The organism is Lacticaseibacillus zeae DSM 20178 = KCTC 3804, assembly GCF_000260435.1.
GTDB lineage: Bacteria > Bacillota > Bacilli > Lactobacillales > Lactobacillaceae > Lacticaseibacillus > Lacticaseibacillus zeae.
On the sequence record NZ_BACQ01000103.1, the window covers coordinates 1 to 236 of the forward strand.

The window sequence follows — 236 nt, forward strand, 5'->3', positions numbered from 1 at the left end:
GATGCAAGCACCGTTCATCGACCAAAACTCGTTCGACTTGCATGTATTAGGCACGCCGCCAGCGTTCATCCTGAGCCAGGATCAAACTCTCATATAAATATGAGCTGTTCGAATAGCTCGATTTGTTGTTCTAGCGAATTGACTTCGCAAATGTTACTTTTTGCCTCGATACCGGAGTATCAAGGACCCTGCACATTTAAACGAAACTTTGTTCAGTTTTCAAAGGACGACTTTGT

At 43.6% G+C, this 236-nt stretch carries 1 rRNA gene; it reads right to left on the minus strand.

What is annotated here, in order from left to right:
• A 16S ribosomal RNA gene (locus tag GSO_RS15355) occupies positions 1–97 on the minus strand; the annotation flags it as partial.
• Positions 98–236 lie beyond the last annotated feature (139 nt).